Source organism: Nostoc cf. edaphicum LEGE 07299 (genome assembly GCF_015207245.1).
Taxonomy (GTDB): Bacteria; Cyanobacteriota; Cyanobacteriia; order Cyanobacteriales; family Nostocaceae; genus Nostoc; species Nostoc edaphicum_B.
In genome coordinates this window covers 1-3512 of the sequence record NZ_JADEXF010000667.1, presented here as the reverse complement: position 1 = coordinate 3512, position 3512 = coordinate 1, and the positions used below count along the sequence as shown (strand labels likewise).

Annotated in this window: 3 protein-coding genes; 1 reads left to right on the top strand and 2 read right to left on the bottom strand. The window is 41.9% G+C overall.

The genetic code is table 11. From position 1 onward, the window contains the following. The first annotated feature begins 446 nt into the window (after window positions 1–446). Window positions 447–2195 carry an endonuclease gene (locus IQ229_RS18665; RefSeq protein WP_194046273.1) on the top strand — a complete coding sequence of 583 codons (1749 nt, stop codon included), beginning with the start codon at window positions 447–449 and terminating at the stop codon, window positions 2193–2195. A gap of 156 nt (window positions 2196–2351) precedes the next feature. Here IQ229_RS18665 and IQ229_RS18660 read toward each other — a convergent pair whose 3' ends face one another. Then, on the bottom strand, window positions 2352–2771 hold the full coding sequence (locus IQ229_RS18660) for a hypothetical protein (RefSeq protein ID WP_194046264.1): 420 nt from the start codon (window positions 2769–2771) through the stop codon (window positions 2352–2354). 52 nt (window positions 2772–2823) lie between these two features. Next, window positions 2824–3399, bottom strand: coding sequence for a bifunctional adenosylcobinamide kinase/adenosylcobinamide-phosphate guanylyltransferase (gene cobU / locus IQ229_RS18655; RefSeq protein WP_194046275.1), 576 nt, complete (start codon window positions 3397–3399; stop codon window positions 2824–2826). Window positions 3400–3512 lie beyond the last annotated feature (113 nt).

Below are 3512 nucleotides of genomic sequence, written 5' to 3'. Positions count from 1 at the left end.
CGCTAATACTGCGCTAACAGCAGTCGCAATCTAATACCGGAAAGTAACTTAATAACAAGTTGATAGATATCAAATAACTGCTGTATTATTGCTATGGCATCTTTTTGCAAATCTCAGTACACTTCATAATCTAAAACTAAACTGGTACTCAATACTTAATTGTGAGTTAAACAAATAGATTGTTTTTCTTAGCCCAATGGCTTGAGAAAAATTCAGAGGTTGTGTTAAAAATGGCTGGCTGTAATTCTAGGTAATTATTTATCCCGCCTATCCTCCCTTTTGAAAGTGGAACTGGAATTAAATTCCTCGATAATTTAGGGGTATTTAGAATGTTTTGCTACCCATAAGGGAACTTTGAAAACATCCTCTAGATTTATTTGTTTCTCATATCTTTGGGATAATGCTCCAACTGAATTAGTCTCTATTTACAATTAAGGAGAATGTTCATGAGTTCTTTCCGAAAAGTCTTGCAAGCACTATGCTTTATTGTTTTTCTTTTATTCTGGCTTCCTTCAGGAATCGCTCATGGTGTACAAGTTACACCTTTGGTAGGAAGCCCTACGCAATTAACGATTACCACCTTTAACGTCGAAAACCTTGATCCTAAAAAGGAAAACATCTCTAAGGTTGATGATAGGTCGCCCAGAAACGTCGATGATGATGTGAGAAACGGTAAGTTTACAGCTTTGGCAAACCAGATTGTTACTAATCTTGAAGCACCAGACATTATTGCTTTGCAAGAAGTACAAGACAATGATGGAGCCGAGTTAAGTTCTGTAGTTGATGCTACTCTTACTGCTGACACTCTAATCAGTTCTATCCAATCTGTAGGAGGCCCAGCCTATGAATATCGGGAAATTCCTCCTCAGAACGGACTTGATGGAGGCCAACCAGGTGGCAATATTCGGGTAGGCTTTTTGTTCAATCCTCAACGAGTTAAGCTACAAAGGCTTGAACGCTTTGCGGACGATCCAGCTTTTTTAAAAAGTCGCAAACCCTTAGTGGGTGAATTTACTTTCAACGATATTCCGATCACCCTGATAAACAATCACTTTGCTTCTAAAAGTGGAGGAGCAGCTTCCAACCCAAAACGGATACAGCAGGCAACAATTGTTAACAAATTTGTCGAAAATCGCTTAACTACTAACCCAAATGCAAATATTGTCGTTCTTGGCGATCTAAACGATACTCCCGACTCCCAGCCGATCAAAACCCTTGAAGGAAATCAGCTGAAAAATTTGGTCAACAAAATTCCTCAAGATGACCGCTTCTCTTATATCTTTCAAGGGAATAAGGAACAAATTGACCAAATCCTGATTACCACAAATTTGTTTAACAATGGAAATCCTGAGATCAATGCTGTTCACGTTAACGCAGGGATTTCTAGAGTAGTCAGCGATCACGACCCTGTAATTGCTCGATTTACTCTATCAGCGATTGGTGAGACTACTCCCATTTCATCAGTCCCAGTTAGCAGTCCTGAACCACCAGTTACACTAGGCACAATTCTTTCTGGTGTTACAGGAGACGATTTACTGGAAAAACTAGACAGCCTTTACTCCCCTCGTGCTAGCCTCGGATATGGTAGTGCCCGTGATTTGCTCTACACCAAAATAGATAACCAAAGCGGTACAGTAACGGACATCTACGCTGGTTACAGTGTTCCGATCGCCCCAAATTCAGATAAACCCAGAGAGGAAGCAGCACGACACAGAATCAATGCTGAACACGTCTGGCCGCAGAGTATGGGAGCTGAAGGCCCAGCAAAAAGCGATTTGCATAACCTCTTTGCTTCACGGATAGAAATTAACAGCGATCGCGCCAACTTTCCATTTGGAGATATTCCTGATAATCAAACTACGTCTTGGTATCTCGATGATGATGAACTAAGTTTCCAACCAAGTCCGCAGGATATTGACAAATACAGTGAATTTAGACGGGGATTCTTTGAACCACGGGAGGCAAAGAAAGGAGATATTGCTAGGGTAATTTTCTATTTCCGCACAGTCTACCCAGAATTGGCAAATGCAAACTTCTTTGAAGCACAAAAGGATACTCTGTGTGAGTGGCAAGCAGACGATCCAATTGATTCTGGTGAGGTAGCACGCAGTAATGCGATCGCTAAAACACCCCAAGGTAATGAGAATCCCTTCGTGTTAGATTCTACCCTGCCACAACGAACCTACTGCAACTAAAAAATACGTAGGTCTTAACTCTATCCTGGTGGGAAGAGTTTTAGACCTGCGTTTTTAATAAATTGAACAGATGGGTTTTTCGACAGTTGTTGAGGGAACTCCAAGAAATAAATTATCCCGCTTGAAGTTGCTGACAGTTAACTGTGGGATATTTTTTTATGTAATATTCTTTACAAGCCGATCGCGAATTATTTGGAGTTGGTCTTGAGTTTTAATTGGCTCTCGCGGTGCTGGCAATTCAGTATTCGGCCAGTTAGGTAAATCATTACAGGGACATAACAACGCCGGCATCCCTACGTTTCGCGCGGCTACTGGCATACTGCATCGGCTGCAAGGTAGCATATTCCATGCTGGTGTCAACAATTCAGCAATAGTTTCATGTGTACCCTCAAGGTAACAATCACCCGATTTCGGTGAAATAATTTTTTGCCAGCATTCTTCAAATTCTTGACTATAGCGATCGCCATCTAGCACCGATTGGGGCAAAAAGCTTGCCTCACCGTTGCCCGTAATCACTTTCTTACCCAACTGAAACCAGTAGGCAAGGTATGCTCTAACTTCTTGTTTGGTTGCCATATTACAATTCTAGATTTTAGATATTAGATTTTGGATTAATTTGAATCAACAGTTAAGAATCTTGACTCCTGAATGTTCCAGCATCAGCTCTATTTGGCAATGGCGAACCAAGGATGCTGAGATTGAGAACATGGCCGCCAGTGACTAAATAAACAGTTTCGCTAAGTGTTGCTAGCTGTCGCACTAAAGAACCGAGGCGATCGCGGAACGCCCTTCCAAGGGGATAAGCTGGTATCACACCCCAACCCACTTCTTCTGCTACAAACAGCATATCAGCAGCAACCAGTTCCACCGTCTCTAAAAACTCTGCAAGGGTATTTTCCCAGCTAGATTCGTCCTGTTCTAGGAGATTGGCAACCCAAGTACCTAAAGAATCAACTAAGAGGCAAGTATAGGGTTTGGCATCAGCGAGGGTAGCAGACAGTTCCATAGGTACAGATAGAGTTACCCAGTCTTGGGGACGACGTTCTTGGTGTTCTAAAATGCGTTGGTGCCACTCTTGGTCATCTGGGTTATCGGTGGCTGTTGCTATATAAACAACTGCTTTTCCTGACTGCATAGCTAAAGTTTCTGCCCATTCACTTTTACCAGATCGTGCTGGCCCTGTTACTAAGATGATTTTACCCAAAGTTTTTTGCCCACTCAGCACTTGGAACTCAGAACTCTTCATTAAGTATTTTAACAAGAGAGACAGGAGGCAGTCCCGATGAAAAAATTTCACCACATTTTTTACTTCATGGG